The sequence below is a fragment of the Mycolicibacterium setense genome (assembly GCF_000805385.1).
Classification (GTDB): Bacteria; Actinomycetota; Actinomycetes; order Mycobacteriales; family Mycobacteriaceae; genus Mycobacterium; species Mycobacterium setense.
The window spans coordinates 127,332-145,091 of the sequence record NZ_JTJW01000009.1 but is presented as its reverse complement, the minus strand read 5'-3'; the positions used below and the strand labels follow the sequence as shown (position 1 = coordinate 145,091).

10 protein-coding genes are annotated in these 17,760 nt (G+C 67.8%); 4 read left to right on the top strand and 6 right to left on the bottom strand.

Features of this window, described 5'->3' with window-relative positions:
• From QQ25_RS23295 to QQ25_RS23285, 3 genes are all read right to left on the bottom strand, one after another.
• The gene (locus QQ25_RS23295) at nucleotides 1-1,311 is read right to left on the bottom strand and encodes an MFS transporter (protein ID WP_276014513.1); all 1,311 of its coding nucleotides are present in this window, start codon (nucleotides 1,309-1,311) and stop codon (nucleotides 1-3) included.
• Nucleotides 1,312-1,516: 205 nt separating this feature from the next.
• Nucleotides 1,517-5,236: a multifunctional oxoglutarate decarboxylase/oxoglutarate dehydrogenase thiamine pyrophosphate-binding subunit/dihydrolipoyllysine-residue succinyltransferase subunit gene (locus tag QQ25_RS23290; protein WP_039323584.1), complete on the bottom strand. Its 3,720-nt coding sequence runs from the start codon at nucleotides 5,234-5,236 to the stop codon at nucleotides 1,517-1,519.
• A 105-nt stretch (nucleotides 5,237-5,341) separates the two neighbouring features.
• Nucleotides 5,342-6,124, bottom strand: coding sequence for a hypothetical protein (locus QQ25_RS23285; protein ID WP_198530864.1), 783 nt, complete (start codon nucleotides 6,122-6,124; stop codon nucleotides 5,342-5,344).
• Nucleotides 6,125-6,297: 173 nt separating this feature from the next.
• On the opposite strand from QQ25_RS23285, the gene QQ25_RS23280 reads away from it, so the two are divergent.
• Nucleotides 6,298-7,596, top strand: coding sequence for a multidrug effflux MFS transporter (locus QQ25_RS23280; protein ID WP_039323582.1), 1,299 nt, complete (start codon nucleotides 6,298-6,300; stop codon nucleotides 7,594-7,596).
• Between the two features lie 79 nt (nucleotides 7,597-7,675).
• Nucleotides 7,676-9,364, top strand: a complete 1,689-nt coding sequence (locus tag QQ25_RS23275) for a DHA2 family efflux MFS transporter permease subunit (protein WP_039323577.1) — start codon at nucleotides 7,676-7,678, stop codon at nucleotides 9,362-9,364.
• Here the strand turns inward: QQ25_RS23275 and QQ25_RS23270 are convergent.
• The 3 genes from QQ25_RS23270 to QQ25_RS23260 are packed head-to-tail and all read right to left on the bottom strand — an operon-like array spanning nucleotide 9,334 to nucleotide 14,725.
• Nucleotides 9,334-10,686 carry an FAD-binding oxidoreductase gene (locus tag QQ25_RS23270; protein ID WP_039323576.1) on the bottom strand — a complete coding sequence of 451 codons (1,353 nt, stop codon included), beginning with the start codon at nucleotides 10,684-10,686 and terminating at the stop codon, nucleotides 9,334-9,336. The two genes, QQ25_RS23275 and QQ25_RS23270, sit on opposite strands and share 31 nt — an antisense overlap.
• On the bottom strand, nucleotides 10,679-14,113 hold the full coding sequence (locus tag QQ25_RS23265) for a TM0106 family RecB-like putative nuclease (RefSeq protein ID WP_039323575.1): 3,435 nt from the start codon (nucleotides 14,111-14,113) through the stop codon (nucleotides 10,679-10,681). The genes QQ25_RS23270 and QQ25_RS23265 overlap by 8 nt, the downstream gene beginning before the upstream one ends.
• A 51-nt stretch (nucleotides 14,114-14,164) precedes the next feature.
• Nucleotides 14,165-14,725, bottom strand: a complete 561-nt coding sequence (locus tag QQ25_RS23260; RefSeq protein WP_052236008.1) for an LppP/LprE family lipoprotein — start codon at nucleotides 14,723-14,725, stop codon at nucleotides 14,165-14,167.
• An 87-nt stretch (nucleotides 14,726-14,812) separates the two neighbouring features.
• Here QQ25_RS23260 and QQ25_RS23255 point away from each other — a divergent pair, with 87 nt between their 5' ends.
• Nucleotides 14,813-16,576, top strand: a complete 1,764-nt coding sequence (locus QQ25_RS23255; protein ID WP_039323569.1) for a DEAD/DEAH box helicase — start codon at nucleotides 14,813-14,815, stop codon at nucleotides 16,574-16,576.
• Nucleotides 16,573-17,760, top strand: a complete 1,188-nt coding sequence (locus QQ25_RS23250) for an acyltransferase family protein (RefSeq protein ID WP_039381341.1) — start codon at nucleotides 16,573-16,575, stop codon at nucleotides 17,758-17,760. Before QQ25_RS23255 ends, QQ25_RS23250 begins: the two co-directional genes overlap by 4 nt.

The window sequence follows — 17,760 nt, the reverse complement described above, 5'->3', positions numbered from 1 at the left end:
CTAATGCTCGGGCCGCAGCAGCAGGGTGGCGATGACGCTGACCACCGCGGTGGCCACCAGGTATCCGCACGCCAGCCAGGGCGTGCCACCGCCCGCGGCGATCAACGCCGTGAGGATCAGCGGCGTCAGGCCCGAGGCGTACACACCGGAGAGCTGATACACCGTCGACAACCCGGTGTAGCGGGTCCGGGTCGGGAACAGGGACGCGTACAGCGTGCCCTGCGCTCCGTAGAACCAGGCATGAATGACGCCGAACGCCAACAACATTCCCACCGCATACGCCACGATGCTGCCGGTGCCGAACAATGCGAACGCCGGGAACACCACGACGGCATAGGCGGCGATGCCGGAGGCGTAGACGGCTTTCGGGCTGAACCGGTCGGCCAGCAGACCCGACACCGGCAGCAGCACCGCCATCAGCAACGCCGCCGCCGTCACCACAACCAGCACCGGCACCTTGCCCAGATGCAGGGTGGCGGTGGCATAGGAGATGGTGAACACGCCCCAGGTGTTGAACGCGGCGCCCTCGCCCCACCGTGACAGCAGGCCCAGCACGGTCGAGCGCAGCGTCGGGGGACGGAAGATTTCCTTCACGGGGACCGTCGAACGTTCGTCGTCGTCGCGCAACTTCTCGAACGCCGGCGTCTCGGCCACCCGGAACCGCACCACGACGCCGAAGATCACCAGCACGACGCTGAACAGGAACGCGATCCGCCACCCGTAGGTCTGGAATGCCTCGGCCGACAACCACACCTGCAACAGCACGAACACCCCGGTGCCAAGGGCCAGGCCCAGGGCGAGTCCCACCTGGGGGATGCTGCCGAACAGCCCGCGGCGATGGCGCGGGCTGTGCTCGACGGCCAGCAGCACCGCGCCCGCCCACTCACCGCCGAGGGCGAATCCCTGAACCACACGCAGCAGGAGAAGCAGGACCGGAGCCAGCACACCGATCTGTGCGGCGGTGGGCAGCACACCCATCAGCGCGGTGGCCGCGCCCATCAACAGCATGGTCAGCGCCAGCGTCTTCTTCCGGCCGATCCGGTCGCCGATGTGTCCGAAGACGAACCCGCCGATAGGCCTGACCAGGAACCCGACCGCGAACGTGGCGAAGGCCAGCATGGTGCCGACGAACGAGCTCTGGTCGGGGAAGAAGGTGTGGTTGAACACCAGGCTCGCGGCCGTGGCATATAGGAAGAAGTCGTACCACTCGATCGTGGTCCCGAGCACGCTGGCCAGCACCGCGGTGCGCACCGTGTTCGGGGTGGTGGGCGTGGCCGGGCCGGTCTGAGTGGGCACAGCCGCCGGGGTCAAAGTCACCCTAGTTGTCTAGTCAGCGCGGCCGGGCCCGCACACCGTTGCGCGCATCCTGATCGAAACCCGCAGCGAAATAAACGAAATGGTCGCTACCGTCGTGCGGCAGCGACCATTTCGTTGATCGGGGCGGAGCTGACGTCTAGCCGAACGCCTCGCGCAGACTAGATGCTCCTCGGCGTTCGCTTCGGGCTGATGACCCGGCTCAGCCGAACGCCTCGTCGATGATCTCCTGCTGTTCCACAGCGTGCACCTTCGACGAACCCGAGGACGGCGCCGACATCGCGCGCCGCGAGATGCGCTTGATCGGAGTGAAGTAATCCGGCAGCACCTCGGGCAGGGTCAGGCCCAGTGACGGCCACGCACCCTGGTTGGCCGGCTCCTCCTGCACCCAGAACTTCTCCGTGGCGTTCGGGTAGCGGTCGAGGGTCTCGGCCAGCCGGCGACGCGGCAGCGGGGCGAGCTGCTCGAGACGCACGATCGCGACGTCCTCACGGTTGTCCTTGGCCTTGCGGGCGGCGAGGTCGTAGTAGATCTTTCCGCTGCAGAGCAGGACCCGGGTGACCTTGCCGCGGTCGCCCTCGCCGTCGGTGTAGACGGATTCCTCCAGCACCGAGCGGAACTTGTTCTCGGTGAAGTCGCGGATGTCGCTGACGGCGGCCTTGTTGCGCAGCATCGACTTCGGGGTGAAGACGATCAGCGGACGCTGGATCCCGTCGAGTCCGTGGCGGCGGAGCAGGTGGAAGTAGTTCGCCGGGGTCGACGGCACCGCGATGGTCATCGAACCCTCGGCCCACAGCTGCAGGAAGCGCTCGATGCGGCCCGAGGTGTGGTCGGGACCCTGCCCCTCGTGACCGTGCGGCAACAGCAGCACGACGTCGGAGAGCTGACCCCACTTGGCCTCACCGGACGAGATGAACTCGTCGATGATCGACTGGGCGCCGTTGACGAAGTCGCCGAACTGCGCCTCCCACAACACCATCGCGTCCGGGTTGCCCACCGAGTAGCCGTATTCGAAGCCCACGGCGGCGTACTCGGACAGCGCCGAGTTGTACACCAGGAACTTGCCGCCGGTCGCGGTGCCGTCCGTGGTGGTGGCCAGCAGCTGCAGCGGCGTGAACTCCTCGCCGGTCTTGCGGTCGACGATCACGGCGTGGCGCTGGGTGAACGTGCCGCGCTGGGTGTCCTGGCCGCTCAGTCGGACCAGCTTGCCCTCCGAGATGAGCGACCCGAGCGCCAGCAGCTCGGCGAACGCCCAGTCGACCTTGCCCTCGTAGGCCATCTCCCGGCGCTTCTCCAGCACCGGCTTGACGCGCGGGTGCACGGTGAATCCGTCCGGCAGGGCCAGGTGGGCATCGCCGATCCGGGCCAGCAGGGACTTGTCCACCGCGGTCGCGAGGCGCTGCGGGATCTGCTGATCGGCTTCGACGGACTCGCTGGGCTCGGCCGCGTGCTTCTCCAGCTCGCGCACCTCGTTGAAGACCCGCTCGAGCTGGCCCTGGTAGTCGCGGAGGGCGTCCTCGGCTTCCTTCATCGAGATGTCGCCGCGGCCGATCAGGGCTTCGGTGTAGGCCTTGCGGGAGCCGCGCTTGGTGTCGATGACGTCGTACATGTACGGCTGGGTCATCGACGGGTCGTCGCCTTCGTTGTGGCCGCGGCGGCGGTAGCACAGCATGTCGATGACGACGTCCTTCTTGAACGCCTGCCGGAAGTCCACTGCCAGGCGTGCCACCCAGGCGCAGGCCTCGGGATCGTCGCCGTTGACGTGGAAGATCGGCGCGCCGATCATCTTGGCCACGTCGGTGCAGTACTCGCTGGAGCGCGAATCCGTTGGCGCCGTGGTGAACCCGATCTGGTTGTTGACCACGATGTGGATGGTGCCGCCGGTGCGGTAGCCGTCGAGCAGGGCCAGGTTCAGTGTCTCGGCGACCACGCCCTGGCCGGCGAATGCCGCATCGCCGTGCAGCATCAGCGGAACCACGGGATATTCACCGGAGCCGTCGGCGTCCTTGCCGCTGTCCAGCAGATCCTGCTTGGCCCGCACCAGGCCCTCGAGCACCGGGTCGACCGCTTCGAGGTGCGACGGGTTGGCGGTCAGCGACACCTCGATGTCGTTGTCGCCGAACATCTGGATGTAGGTGCCGGTCGCACCCAGGTGGTACTTCACGTCTCCGGAGCCGTGCGCCTGGGACGGGTTGAGGTTGCCCTCGAACTCGGTGAAGATCTGGCTGTACGGCTTGCCGACGATATTGGCCAGCACGTTGAGCCGGCCGCGGTGCGGCATGCCGATGACCACCTCGTCGAGCGCGTGTTCTGCGCACTGGTCGATCGCGGCGTCCATCATCGGGATCACGGTCTCTGCGCCTTCGAGCGAGAACCGCTTCTGCCCAACGTATTTGGTCTGCAGGAACGTCTCGAACGCCTCGGCCGCATTGAGCTTGCTCAGAATGTACTTCTGCTCGGCGACGGTCGGCTTGTCGTGCTTGATCTCGACGCGCTCCTGGAGCCAGCGCTGCTGCTCGGGTTCGAGGATGTGGGTGTACTCGACACCGATGTGGCGGCAGTACGCGTCGCGCAGCACCGAGAGCACGTCGCGCAGCTTCATGTACTGCTTGCCCGCGAACCCGTCGACCTTGAACTCGCGGTCCAGATCCCACAGGGTCAGGCCGTGGGTGTTGACGTCCAGATCCGGGTGGCTGCGGAACCGAGTGTTGTCCAGCCGCAGCGGGTCGATGTCGGCCATCAGGTGGCCGCGGTTGCGGTAGGCCGCGATCAGCTCGATTACCCGCGCGTTCTTGTCGGCGATGGAATCCGGATTGTCGACGCGCCAGCGCACCGGCTCATATGGGATGCCCAGCTCGCGGAAGATCTCGTCGAAGAACTCGTCATCGAGCAGCAGTTGATGGATGGTGCGCAGGAAGTCGCCGGACTCGGCGCCCTGGATGATGCGGTGATCGTAGGTCGAGGTCAGGGTGATCAGCTTGCCGATGCCCAGATCGGCGATGCGCTCCTCGCTGGCGCCCTGGAACTCCGCCGGGTACTCCATCGCGCCTGCGCCGATGATCGCGCCCTGACCCTGCATGAGTCGGGGCACCGAGTGCACGGTCCCGATGGTGCCGGGGTTGGTCAGCGAGATGCTCACGCCGGAGAAATCCTCGGCGGTCAGCTTGCCGTCGCGGGCCCGGCGCACGATGTCCTCGTAGGCTGCGATGAACTGGCCGAATTGCATTGTCTCGCAACGCTTGATCGCGGCCACGACCAGTGATCGACTGCCGTCCTTGCCGGGTAGGTCGATGGCCAGGCCCAGATTGGTGTGGGCCGGGGTGACCGCGGCGGGCTTGCCGTTGACCTCGGCGAAGTACCGGTTCATGTTCGGGAACTTCTTGACCGCCTGCACGATGGCGTAGCCGAGCAGGTGGGTGAAGCTGACCTTGCCGCCGCGGGTGCGCTTGAGGTGGTTGTTGATGACGACGCGGTTGTCGATCATCAGCTTGGCCGGGATGGCCCGCACACTCGTCGCGGTGGGCACCTCCAGCGAGGCGTTCATGTTCTTGACGACGGCTGCCGCCGCACCGCGCAGCACCTGTGACTCGTCACCTTCGGCCGCGGTCGGGCCTGCCTTCGCGGGTTTGGCCGGAGCCGCCTTGGCGGGAGCTGCCGGAGCTGCCTTGGCGGGGGCTGCCGGAGCGGCCGGAGCCGCAGCGGCCTTGGCGGGAGCTGCCGGAGCCGCCGGAGGGGCAGCGGGTGCGGCCTGCGCGGCCGGCTGGCCGTTGGCGACGGTGCTGTCGGTGGTGGGCTCAGGGGAGTAGTCGACCAGAAATTCGTGCCAACTCGGATCCACCGAAGAGGGATCCTCGCGGAACTTGCGATACATCTCCTCGACCAACCACTCGTTCTGCCCGAATGGTGAAGGTGAACTGCTCACGGCAGACACTCGCCTCGATTCTTGTGTCCGGCTCGCCGTCACAAGGAGGCTTGCCGCTTGTGTTCTTGTGTGGGCGGTTGGCCCCGTCCGACCGCCGCATAAAGGCTATCGCCTTTCGGGCCCACCCGAGGTCGGCATGGGGGTGGCTGACGCGGCGGACGGCAGCACATGCAACGTTGCAGGCCACCGCGGCGGGGGCGCGCCGAACGCCTGGCGGGCGTTGGCGACGATCTTCTTACCCATCAACCGGTTGCCGACACCGCCGATGACAGCCCCGATGCCCACCGGCAGCATCTTGCCGAAAGCCATCGCGCCGCGCTTGAGCGTATACCGCTTGACGAAGTACTTGAGCAGCCGGGAGTTGAGCTGCGAGACCGCGGGCAGTGGCAGCGTCGCGGCGCCGTCGGACAGCCAGGCACCGCTGGTGCGACCGGTGCCGATGAGGTCGGCGATGGCGTGCTTGCTGTCGTCGCCGACCAGGACGGAGAGCACCAGCGCACGGCGTCGTTCGCGGTGCTCGGCGGGGATGCCGTGCACCTCGGCGACCGCGAGCACGAACACCGATGTGGCTTCCAGGAACACGACGGTCTCACCGGCCACGGCCGACAGTGCGACCAGGGTTCCGATGCCCGGGAACGCCGCCGCGGAGCCGACAGCGGCGCCGCTGGCCATCACCGCCGCCAGGTAGTGCTTCTCGAGCCGGGTGACGATCTCTGCCGGCGTGGCATCGGGCTGGTGGCTGCGCAGCCGGTCCACGTAGGCCTTGACCGCAGGGGCTTGAACGCGCGAGCCGCGTTCGATGAGGTGGGACAGCACCTTGGCCGCCGCGCTGGGGTCTTCGGTTTCCTCGACCTTCGCCGGTAGCTGCGACTTCGACCGCGCAAACACTTCGGGGCCTCCCAGTTGTGAACCCATCGTCGGTTGCCAGGCTAACCCGTGGCCTGACGCAGGGAGAACGAACGACGACAGGCTGCCGGTGCCCGAGGGTGACGGCTGTCACTGTGTATACCCGCCGCGCGAAACGGGGAACAAAAAACTCGAATGCGGGGCTGTTCAACTTCATGGCATCATCGCCCGACGTGGACCAGACGACATCGGTGACGGCCGACATTCGGATGCCGGGCCGGATCCGGATGATCCTGGTGCTGGGCGCTCTGGTGGCCCTGGGTCCGCTGACCATCGACATGTACCTGCCGGCGCTACCCAAGATCGCCGACGAGCTCTCGGTCTCTTCTTCGGTGTCACAGTTGACGCTCACCGGCACCCTGGCCGGCCTGGCCCTCGGTCAGCTGATCGTCGGCCCGCTGTCGGATTCGCTGGGCCGCAGACGCCCCTTGATCGCGGGCATCGTGCTGCACATGGTGGCCTCGGTGCTGTGTGTCCTGGCGCCCGACATCACGATCTTGGGGCTGGCGCGCGGCCTGCAGGGCATGGGTGCGGCAGCCGCGTCGGTCGTGGCCATCGCCGTGGTCGGTGACCTGTACAGCGGCACTGTGGCGGCCACCGTGATGTCGCGGTTGATGCTGGTGCTGGGGGTGGCCCCGGTGCTGGCGCCGTCGTTGGGTGCGGCGGTGCTGTTGCACGGCTCGTGGCACTGGGTCTTCGTCGCGCTCGTGGTGGTGGCCGGAGCACTGTTGGCGATGGCCGCGCTGGCCCTGCCCGAGACGCTGCCGGTTTCGCACCGGCGCCCGCTCGCGGTGGCCGGAATCATCGGCACGTACGCCGAGCTGCTGCGCGACGCGCGATTCGTGATCCTCGTCCTGGTCGCCGCGCTGGGAATGTCCGGACTGTTCGCCTACATCTCGGCGGCCCCGTTCGTACTGCAGGGCCATTACGGTCTGGATCAGCAGGCGTTCGCGCTGGTGTTCGCCGCGGGGGCGATCTCGTTGATCGGCGCCACCCAGTTCAACGTGGTGCTGCTGCGCCGGTTCTCGCCCCAGGCCATCACCATGGCGGCGCTGAGCTGGTCGGTGTTGGCCGGGGCGGTGTTCGTCGTGTTGACCGTCGCGCATGTGGGTGGGCTGGCTGCGTTCGTGGTGCCGGTGCTGGCGATCCTGGCCGGGATGGGCCTGGTGCTTCCCAATGCCCCGGCCGTCGCGCTGTCGCGGCACCCCGATGCCGCGGGCACGGCGGCCGCCCTGCTGGGCGCGGCACAGTTCGGGCTCGGTGCCGCGGTGGCCCCGGCGATCGGGGCGCTCGGCAACGGCGCACTGGCCTTGTCGTGGGTGATGACGGCGGGGATGGCGATCGCCTTGGTGGCCCTGCTGCTGGTCGGTCGGCGTAACGCCGAGGCGGACCCCGGCGAATACTCAGGCGACTCACTCGACGTGGTTCCCGAGGCGGTTGTCGAACCGGCCTGACCCGGTCCCGGGTAGCGTCGGCTGCGCCCGCCAACAACCAACAAAGGTCGGACCCCAGGCCCAACCCACCACATTCGACATGTCGCCAGCGCTCAACGCCCGTACTTCGCGCCCGCAGGGCCGTGTGCCCGCGCGTGCGGACAATCCGTGGAACGCGCTGTGGGCCATGATGGTCGGCTTCTTCATGATCCTGGTCGACGCGACGATCGTCGCGGTCGCGAACCCGACGATCATGGATGCGCTCGGCGCCGATTACGACGGCGTGATCTGGGTGACCAGTGCCTATCTGCTCGCCTATGCGGTGCCGCTGCTCGTCGCCGGGCGGCTGGGCGATGTGTACGGGCCCAAGAATCTCTATCTGGCCGGGTTGGCCGTGTTCACCGCGGCCTCGCTGTGGTGCGGGCTGGCCGGCAGCCTCGAGATGCTCATCGCCGCCCGCGTGGTGCAGGGCATCGGCGCGGCGCTGTTGACGCCGCAGACCTTGTCGACCATCACCCGGATCTTCCCGCCCGAGCGGCGCGGGGTGGCGATGAGCGTGTGGGGTGCGACCGCCGGGGTGGCCACCCTGGTCGGGCCGCTGGCCGGTGGCGTGCTGGTCGGGGGACTGGGCTGGCAGTGGATCTTCTTCGTCAACGTGCCGATCGGAATCCTGGGCCTGGCGCTGGCGGTGTGGCTGGTTCCGGCGTTACCCACTGCGCCGCACCGGTTCGACGTACTGGGCGTGGTGTTGTCCGGCGTCGGCATGTTCCTGATCGTTTTCGCCCTGCAGGAGGGCCAGTCGCGGGACTGGGCGCCGTGGGTGTGGGCCACGGGTGCCGTCGGCATCGCCGTGATGGTGGCGTTCGTGTGCTGGCAGGCCGTCAACACCGCCGAGCCGCTGATCCCGCTGCGGATCTTCCAAGACCGCGATTTCAGCCTGGCCAATCTGGGTGTCGCGACGATCGGGTTCGCGGTGACCGCGATGATCCTGCCGTTGATGTTCTACGCCCAGACGGTGTGCGGGCTTTCGCCGATCCGCGCGGCCCTGCTGACCGCGCCGACCGCGATCGCCAGCGGTGTCTTGGCGCCGCTGGTGGGCCGCATCGTCGACCGGGCCCATCCGACACCGGTGATCGGGTTCGGTTTCTCGGCCATGGCCATCGGGTTGACCTGGCTGGCGTTCGACATGACGCCGACGACGCCGATCTGGCGGCTGCTGCTGCCGCAGCTGGTGATGGGCATCGGCATGGCGTTCATCTGGTCCCCGCTGGCGGCCACCGCGACCCGCAACCTGCCGCCGGATCTGGCCGGGGCCGGGTCAGGCGTGTACAACGCCACCCGTCAGGTGGGGTCGGTGCTCGGTAGTGCCGGGATCGCGGCCTACATGACGTCGCGGATCGGTGCCGAGATGCCTGGGGCAGCGGGCGCGGCGCCCCGCGGCGAGGGAGCGGCCGCCGAGCTGCCGGAGTTCCTGCACGCGCCGTTCGCCGCGGCGATGTCGCAGTCGATGCTGCTGCCCGCGTTCGTCGCACTGTTCGGTGTGGTGGCGGCTCTGTTCTTGCTCGGTTTCGATGCCGAGCCCGCATTGCCGCAAGCGAATCCGGAGCCATACCTGGACCCCCGCGACGACGATGACGACGACTACGTCGAGTTCGTGCTGACCCACGACGACGGGGACGTGCTCGACGACGGGGACATGTACGACGGGGACATGGACGACGATGCCGTGACGGACGCGTTCCGGGCGGTGCCGGTGGCTCAGCGAAACAGCACCGCGGGATTCAGGTAGCCGTCCGGATCGAACGCGGCCTTGACCGTGCGCATGGCGGCGATGTCGGCCTCGGTGCGTGACATCGCCACGTAGTCGCGCTTGCGTGAGCCCACGCCGTGTTCGGAGCTGACGTTGCCGCCGCTGTCGGCGATCAGCGCCATCATCCCGGCGTACAGCGCTGCCTCGGCGTCCAGCCCGCAGCGCAGCACATTGAGGTGCAGGTTGCCCTCGCCGATATGGCCGAACAGCACCGGGATGGCCTCAGGTGCATGCCCGGCGATCAATCCGGCGGCCGCCTCGGCGAAGTCCTGGATCGCCGACAACGGCAGCGACACATCGAATTTCAGTGGTGGGCCGAACAGTCCGAGCACCTCGGCCACCGATTCGCGTACCTGCCACAACCGCTGCTGGGCATTCGTGTCGACGCCGACTGCCGGTTCGCCGCAGATGTCGGTGCCCTCCAGCGCGTCGGCCAGGCGTTCGGTCTGCTCGCCGTCGCCGGCCAATTCGATCAACAGCTGCCAGGCGCCGTCGACCGGTGCGCCGACGCCCAGGTGCTCGGCGGTCAGCGCGCTGGCTCTGGCGTCGATCAACTCCAGGGCGGCGATGCCCTCGAGGTCGCGAAAGGTCCGGCCGGCGTCGACCAGCGCACCCAGATCGGCGAACCCGCAGATCGCCGTGACCCGGTGGGTGGGCGTGGGATGCAGCCGCAGGTCCAGTGCGGTGATCACGCCGAGCGTGCCCTCGGCGCCGACGAACAGGGAGCCGAGGTCGTAGCCGGTGTTGTCGCGACGTACCCGGCTGTGCCGGTTGACCACCGACCCGTCGGGCAGCGCGACGTCCAGACCCAGCACCTGCTCGCCCATGTTGCCGTAGCGGACGGTGCGCAGACCCCCGGCGTTGGTGGAGGCCATGCCGCCGACCGTGGCCGATTCGCGTGCTGCGAGGTCGACCCCGAACAGCAGACCGGCCGCCGCGGCGGCCTGTTGCACGGCGGCCAGGGTGGTCCCGGCGCCGACGCTGACCCGGCGCTCGACGGTGTCGACGGCGCCGATCCCGGTGAGTCGCTCGGTGGACAGCAGGATGTCGTCGTTCTCGGGCACCGTCCCGGCAACCAGTGAGGTGCGGCCGCCCTGCACCGTGACACACGCTCCCGCATCGCGGCAGGCCCGCAGCACCGCGGCCACTTCATCTGCGTTACCGGGGCGCACCAGCGCCGTGGCCTGCCCGCGGTAACGCCCGGTGTGGTCGACGGAGCGGCCGTCCAGTACGTCGGGGTCGGTGGTGACGTAACCGGCACCGACAATCCCGGCAAGCGTTTCGGTAAGCGTTTCAGTCACGGATTGGGTGTATCACAGGATCGGTCAGGGCCAGGAACGCGCCGAGTGCGATGAGGCTGTCGGGCTGAGCCGGCAGATAGTCGGTGAGCTGAGGTGAGCGCACGATGTACGCGACGTATTTGGCCCGGCTGATCGCCACGTTGAGCCGGTTGCGGTTCAGCAGGAACCCGATGCCGCGCGGCACGTCGGCCGCCGAGGACGCCGTCATCGATACGAACACGACGGGCGCCTGTCTGCCCTGGAACTTGTCCACCGTGCCGGCCTGCACCTCGGTCAGGCCCGCCGCGTCGAGGGCTCGACGCACCGTGGTCACCTGGGCGTTGTACGGCGTCACCACCAGGACGTGGTCCTGGCCCAGCGGCGTGCTGCCGTGCTCGTCGGTCCACGTGGTGCCGAGCAGGCCGGTGATGGCCGCGACGATCGCGTCGGCTTCTTCGGGACTGTCGGTCGAATTGCCGAGGTGTGCGACCTCAAGGGCGCGAACGCCGGGTTCGATGCCGTCGAGTTTGCGTGCGGCACTGACCTTTTCGTGTGACTGCAGCCGACCGTCATACGACAGTCGTGACACCGGTCCGCATACCGCCGGATGCATCCGGAACGAGCAGTCCAGAAAATAGCCGCGATCGGCCGGCAACGTGTGTGCACCCTCGACCAGCCAGCCCAACGCGGAATCATCGACCGGTGCGGGGTGGGTGCCCTGGCAGACCTGGGGGAGTTGCTGCGGATCGCCCAGGAGCAGCAGATTGCGCGCGGCCGGTGCGACCGCGATGGTGTTGGCGAGGTTGAACTGGCCGGCCTCTTCGAGCACCAGCAAGTCGAGGCATTGCCGCGGTACCCGCGCTTCGTTCGCGAAATCCCATGCGGTACCTCCGATCACGCATCCGGGGTGGTCGGCGATGAACGAGGCGTAGTGGTTCTGGTCGATCTCGGTCCACCGCGGGTCGGCGCCCTTGCGTTTCTTGGCCACCCGCGCCGCATCCACGCCGGCGTCGAGCACCTGGTCCAGCAGGTGCTCGATCACCGCATGTGACTGTGCGACAATGCCGACGCGCCAACCGTTTTCGTTGACCAGCCGGGCGATGATCTGCGCCGAGGTGTGGGTCTTGCCGGTGCCCGGCGGCCCGTGTACCGCGATGTACGAGCAATCCAGATCCAGCAGGGCCGCCGTGATGTCGGCGGCGGGTTCGCCGGTGCGGGGCAGTGGCCGGCCGCTCACGGTGCGTGGCGGGCGCCGCAGCAGGATGTCGGTCACCGCGTCGGCGGGAAGCGTCGGCAGGCCCGCGCTCACGGTGGCCGCCGTACCGTCGATGGACACTTGCAAGGGGCGGGTGTTGATCGGCGGACCGGGGGTCAGCGCGAACGGCACCTGGGTGAACGCGTCGCCGCCGGTGGGCTGGCGTTCGGTGATCAGCACCTCGGTCGGCGCATCCGGGTTGTCGCAGCCGATGACGGCGGCGCTGCCGAAGCCGCGGCGGTCCGGGTCGTCCGACAGGCCGGCCGGGGCCGGCGCGGTGTAGAGCGCATAGACCTCGGTACCCAGCTCGCCGGAGTCGATGGTGCCGGTCAGCCGGACCTGCCGCTGCGGTTTACGGGCTCGGGGCGGGATGTGCCAGTCGGTGACCACCTGAGCCTCGTCGGCGACGAAAACGCCTGTGCTGTCGGCCCATTCGTCGACAGGATTGTTGAGCCGGTCGAAATGGCCCCACCAGAACGGTTTGTCCTCACGTTTGTGGAAGCCGCGGGCTGCCGCGACGAGTGCCGCCGCCTGCTGCTCGGCCGTTCGGGGTTCCACCCCGTCGCCGGCGAAGCGCAGCAGCTTGCGGTCGACGGCGTCGGCCTTCTCGATCGGCGCGCCGTCGCGCACCGGTTGTGGGCCGCGCGGTGGCACCCCCGCCTCGAAGGCCCGGTTGATCAGCCAGTCCCGCAATCGGTGGGTGGACCGGCAGTCGTAGCGGTTGTAGTCCTCGATCTCCTTGAGCACGGTGGCGGCCTCGTCGTGGTGACCGGCATCGCGCAGTGCGCAGTAGCGCGCGTATTCGGTGATCGAATCGGTGGCCTTGGTGACCTCCCCGTCGCGCAGCTCGTTACCCATGTACAGCGGTTCCAGCGATTTGATGCTGTAGTTCTCGGTGCCGACGCGAATGCTCTTGCGTACCAACGGGAGCAGGTCGACCAGGATGCCGTTGCGCAGCAGGTCGTCGACGTCGTTCTCGCCCACCCCGTAGCGCCCGGCCAGCCGCAGCAGGGTGCTGCGCTCATAGGGCGCGTAGTGGTAGATGTGCATCTTGGGAAAACGCTTGCGCCGCTTGCGGACCAGATCCAGGAAATCGATGAGTACCTGGCGTTCGCTGGCCCGGTCGTGCGCCCACAACGGCTGGAAATTCCCCTCCGCGCCCAGGACGCCCCACAGGTATTCCAGGCCCCAGTCGTGGCCGTTGGCCGTCCACAACGGGTCGCCCTCGTAGTCGAAGAACAGGTCGCCCTTGTCCGGATCCGGCAGCAGCATCAGTGGTTGCGGATCGATGACCTCATACGGCGGCTTGCCATCTGGCTGCGGCGCCACTTGAAGGCGGGCCTGGCCCCTGAGCGCAGTGAGGGTGCGCTGGGCCAACCCGGGCACCGCATCGGTGTGGTCGGCCAATTGACGGGTGGTGGTGACACCGGCCTCGATGAGCCGGGCGCGCTGCCCGGACCGAATTCCGGCGACGAGGAACAGGTCGTCGGTGGCGCGGATCTGTTGCTCGCACTCACCGCAGCCGAAACATGCCCGCACCGTGTCGTCGGACCAGCGCACGGCGGCGCCGCCGGCCAGATGACCGTCGAGCAGTGCCTGCAGGGCGGTGCGCCGCGGCCGGTACACCGCGAGCAGTTCGGCGACGCGGTAGCTGGACATCCCGCCGTCGCCGAGGACCAGGTCGACCTCATCGGCCACCGGCACGCCGGCGCGCGACAGCACGTCGGCGTAGGCGGCCAGCTGAAGCAGCGCCTCGACCTTCACCGAGCGGGAAAGTTTGGTGTCCCGCAGGCGGTAGCGGTCACCGTCCCAGATCAGGAAATCGGCGAACCCGGCAAACCGGCCGTCGAACATCGCCGCCTGATAGATCACCGGGTCGCGACGCCGCGCGGCCTCCAGGGTGGCCCCGGCGGCGGCGCTCAGCCCGGCCACTGTGTAACTGGGCCGGCCGATCACGGTCACCTCAGACGGTCCCGCGTCGGTTCGTAACTGTTCCAGGTGGCGCTGCTCGTGTTCGGTGCCGAGTTGTGCGGTGCGAGCGAGTAATTCGTCGTCGGACGACACCGCTGGGCCACGGCCCAGCTGTGCGTCGAACGAACGCAGCAGGGCGTACTCGCAGCGGGCCGCCGCGGCCAGGTCCGAGGCGCTGTAGATGACGGTCGGCCCCGACGGGCCGTCGTCGGTGACGAACACGCTGCCACTGTAGGTGAGGGCGCCGACACTTTGCGTCTCTGGCGCGAAAAGCTAGATGTTGCCCATCAACTCCACACCGCCGCCGTTCCAGCGGAACTTCACCGTGCTGGCCAGTCCGTGGAGTCCGCCGGAGTACTGCAGTGCCACGGTGTCGCCGGTGGTGGCTGTCTTGTCGATGCCGTTGAAGCCGTACGTGTCGGGAACCCCGGTGGGGATGAACTTGCCGAGGTGAAACAGGACGGCCCGGGTGTTGGGGTGTTCTGAGTTGGTGTTGGCCCGCACGATCACCGCAGACAGCTGGGCGCACTCGTTGTAGTTGCCCGCGAGGGGCTCGGGGCTCCAAGCCTGGTTGCTGCGCGGGTCCCGAGGCAGCTCGGAGACGGCCTTGGCGATCTCCGGGGCGGCCAGGTTCACCGCGCACGGATCGGCCTGTGGTGGTGCCGAGGTCGGCGCGGCCTTGGCGACAGGTGCGGACACCGAGGTCGGCGCGGGGCCGGGTCCGGAGTCAGGGGTTTTGGAGACGGTGGAATCTCCTGATCCGCACGCCGTGAGCGTGAGCGCGGCTGCCAAGATGGCCCCTGGCGCCGTCGCGAACGTTGCGACCCGTTTCACAGTTGGGCAACCTACCGTGGCCCCGTGGCGGGTTTGTGCAGGCGCGCGGCCGGGATTCCGTCCGATTGGCACTAGACTTCTGAACCGATGAGCTCGCCAGAACCGGATTCGGGGGATACCGCCCCAACGTTTGCCGACCTGCAGATTCACCCTGCAGTGCTGAAGGCAGTCAATGATGTCGGCTACGAGACGCCTTCGGCGATCCAGGCCGCGACCATTCCGGCGATGCTGGCGGGCTCCGATGTGGTCGGGCTCGCCCAGACCGGTACCGGCAAGACCGCGGCCTTCGCCATCCCCATCCTGTCGAAGATCGACACCGAGAGCCGCCGCACCCAGGCCCTGGTGCTGGCGCCGACCCGTGAGCTGGCATTGCAGGTCGCCGAGGCATTCGGCAGGTACGGCGCGCATCTGCCCGCGGTCAACGTGTTGCCGATCTACGGCGGAGCGTCCTACACCGTGCAGCTGTCCGGGCTGAGGCGCGGCGCGCAGGTCGTGGTGGGCACCCCGGGGCGGGTGATCGATCACCTCGAGCGCGGCACGCTGGATCTGTCCAACCTGGACTATCTGGTGCTCGACGAGGCCGACGAGATGCTCACCATGGGCTTCGCCGAAGAGGTCGAGCGGATCCTCGCCGACACCCCCGAGTACAAGCAGGTGGCGCTGTTCTCGGCCACCATGCCGCCGGCCATCCGCAAGATCACCACCAAATACCTTCACGATCCGGTCGAGGTCACGGTCAAGGCCAAGACCGCCACCGCGGAGAACATCACGCAGCGGTTCATCCAGGTGGCCGGTGCGCGCAAGCTGGATGCGCTGACGCGGGTGCTCGAGGTCGAGGAGGGCGACGCGATGATCGTGTTCGTCCGCACCAAGCAGGCCACCGAGGAGGTCGCCGAGCGGCTCAAGGCCCGCGGTTTCGCCGCCGCGGCCATCAACGGCGACATCAACCAGGCCCAGCGTGAGCGCACCATCGCCGCGCTGAAGGACGGCACGATCGACATCCTGGTCGCCACCGACGTCGCCGCGCGCGGTTTGGACGTCGAGCGCATCTCGCATGTCGTCAACTACGACATCCCGCACGACACCGAGTCGTACGTGCACCGCATCGGCCGCACCGGCCGGGCCGGCCGCTCCGGGCATGCGCTGCTGTTCGTCACCCCGCGCGAACGCCACCTGCTCAAGTCGATCGAGAAGCACACCCGGTCGAAGGTCATCGAGGCCGAGCTGCCCAGCGTCGATGACGTCAACGCGCAGCGCGTGGCCAAATTCCGTGACTCGATCACCGATTCGCTCAACGCTCCGGGCCTCGAATTGTTCCGGCGGATCATCGAGGACTACGAGCACGAGAACGACGTGCCGATGGTCGACATCGCCGCCGCGCTCGCACTGCAATCGCGCAACGGTGAAGAATTCCTGATGACCGAACCGCCGCCGGAGAAGCGCCGGGAGCGTGACCGTGATGATCGGGGCGAGCGGCCCCCGCGCAAGGAGCGTCCGCGGCCCGAAGGTCTGGCGACGTACCGGATCTCGGTGGGCAAGCGGCACAAGGTGGGCCCCGGCCACATCGTCGGCGCGATCGCCAACGAGGGCGGGCTGCACCGCAACGAATTCGGTCACATCACCATCCGCGGGGACTACTCGCTGGTGGAGCTGCCCGAGAAGTTGCCCAGCAAGACGCTCAAAGCGCTGGAGAACACCCGGATCTCGGGCATGTTGATCAATCTGGAACCGGAGCGTGGCGGTGAACGTGCCGACCGTGGACCGCGCCGCGAGTACAAGGGCCGTTCCGAGTACAAAGGCCGATCCGAGAACAAAGAGCGTTCGGGGAAGCCGCACCGGAAGACCAAGTGACGGTCTCCAGAAGCGTGACGGGGCCGGCGGATCAGGGGGGTCTTGAGTCGGTAGACGCGGGGGCCTCCGCTTCGACGCGCGTCGCCGCACTGACCGGAATCCGCGCGGTGGCCGCCATTCTGGTGGTGGTGACGCACGCGGCCTACACCACTGGGAAGTACCCGCAGGGATATCTGGGCCTGGTGTATTCGCGTGCCGAGATCGGTGTGCCGATTTTCTTCGTGCTGAGCGGTTTCCTGTTGTTCCGGCCGTGGGTGAAGGCCGCGGCGAGCCGCGAATCAGATCCAGCCGCGGCCACAGGTGACGCTTGGCCGTCGGTGCGCCGCTATGCCTGGCACCGGGTGCGACGCATCATGCCGGCCTACGTGGTGGCGGTGCTGATCGCCTACCTGCTCTATCACTTTCGTACCGGGGGGCCGAATCCCGGGCACACCTGGATCGGGCTGTTCCGCAATCTGACGCTGACCCAGATCTACACCGACAACTATCTGTTCTCCTACCTTCATCAGGGGTTGACCCAGATGTGGAGCTTGGCGGTGGAGGCGGCGTTCTACGTGGTGCTGCCGCTGATGGCCTACCTGTTGATGGTGGTGCTGTGCCGGCGACGCTGGCGGCCGGGGTTGTTGTTCTTCGGTTTGGCGTTGTTCGCCGCGGTGTCGCCGATATGGCTGACGATCGTGCACGATTCGCTGAATCTGCCTGATGGCGCCCGGCTTTGGCTGCCCACCTACCTGGCGTGGTTCGTGGCGGGGATGGCGCTGACGGTGCTGGGGCAGCTCAAGGTCCGTGGCTACGCCATGGTGTGTGTGCCGTTGGCGGTGGTGTGTTATTTCATCGCGTCGACGCCGATCGCGGGGGAGCCGACCACGTCGCCGGCCAAGTTGAGCGAGGCGTTGTTCAAGACGTTCTTCTACGCGGTCATCGCAGCTTTGTTGGTTGCGCCGCCGGCGCTCGGTGACCGTGGTTGGTACAACCGGTTTCTGGCGTCGCGACCGATGGTCTTTCTCGGTGAGATCTCCTACGAGATCTTCCTGATCCACCTGATGATTATGGAACTGGTGATGGTCGAGGTGATGCGCGATCCGGTCTACACCGGGTCGATGTTCAGCCTGTTCGTGCTCACGATGGTGTTCACCATTCCGGCAGCGTGGCTGTTGCACAGGTTCACGCGGGTCCGTTCGTGA

Bases quoted from the DNA above. Each gene is read 5' to 3' on its own strand.
- QQ25_RS23275 (WP_039323577.1), top strand. From the start codon at position 7,676: ATGTCGCCAGCGCTCAACGCCCGTACTTCGCGCCCGCAGGGCCGTGTG.
- QQ25_RS23255 (WP_039323569.1), top strand. From the start codon at position 14,813: ATGAGCTCGCCAGAACCGGATTCGGGGGATACCGCCCCAACGTTTGCC.
- QQ25_RS23280 (WP_039323582.1), top strand. From the start codon at position 6,298: ATGGCATCATCGCCCGACGTGGACCAGACGACATCGGTGACGGCCGAC.